The sequence below is a fragment of the Bradyrhizobium uaiense genome, assembly GCF_010811875.1.
Lineage (GTDB): Bacteria > Pseudomonadota > Alphaproteobacteria > Rhizobiales > Xanthobacteraceae > Bradyrhizobium > Bradyrhizobium uaiense.
The window spans coordinates 1-234 of sequence record NZ_VKHP01001123.1; the positions used below are offsets into that span (position 1 = coordinate 1).

Annotated in this window: 1 pseudogene; it reads right to left on the bottom strand. The window is 59.0% G+C overall.

From position 1 onward, the window contains the following. Window positions 1–234, bottom strand: a pseudogene (locus FNJ47_RS49045) (IS701 family transposase); the annotation flags it as partial.

Genomic DNA, 234 nt, shown 5'->3' on the forward strand with positions numbered 1-234 from the left:
CCTGAGGCACGTTGCTCGCCAATGAGCCAAGCTTCGTCGCCCGGGAGATGCTGCTGACCTTTATCCCAAATCCGCTGAGGAGGGCCGTCGGCGGTGCGGACACGGAGAGCAGCAAATCGGGCTTTCAACCGACCTTTGGTCCCGCTGCGCCAACTCACGGTTTTCCATTTGGCACTGGCCAGCATTTGTTCTGCCGCAATCGATAAGATATCGGGCACGTGGTGCTTTCGTGGT